Source organism: Stenotrophomonas sp. HMWF023 (assembly GCF_003060985.1).
Classification (GTDB): Bacteria; Pseudomonadota; Gammaproteobacteria; order Xanthomonadales; family Xanthomonadaceae; genus Stenotrophomonas; species Stenotrophomonas lactitubi.
The window spans coordinates 1-595 of record NZ_QAIJ01000252.1; positions in this window are offsets into that span (position 1 = coordinate 1).

Sequence of the window (595 nt, forward strand, 5' to 3'; positions counted from 1 at the left end):
GCCACCGGTGGGCATCAGCACCAGGGCATCGTGACCGGCAGCCACATGCTCCACGATGTCCTGCTGCGGACCACGGAAATCGTCATAACCAAAGACGCGGCGGAGCAGGTCGTGCGCGGGACGGGAAGCCATCCGGCTAGTTTACCCCGGCGGGGGAGTCGGCAGGGCTGCGCCCTGCACCTGCCATGAGCCAGAGCAACGTCAACGTCAACGTCAAAGGCAACAGCCGGCTCTGGGGTGATCCGTGGTTTGGCGGGGCGGTGTCGGATTGCGGGGACGCCGCAAGTACGTCCCTGTAGGCTTGGCCGCGGCATCCATGCCGCGGACACCCCGCAATCCGACACCGCCCCACCTTCGACAGTTTTCTGGTGTCTGATGGACCCATTCCATGCTGGATGAATCTCCATCGAAATCTAATATTTCGACAATTGATCGAAATGCATCCACGCATGGCGTGGATCTACGTGTCGACCAAGGTCGACACCCACCAAGAGCAGGCCATGCCATTCCGACAAATCGCGGAGATCTGTCGAAGGCGGGGTGGGTCCGGTTGCGGGGGTGTCCGCGGCATGGATGCCGCGGCCAAGCCCCCAAG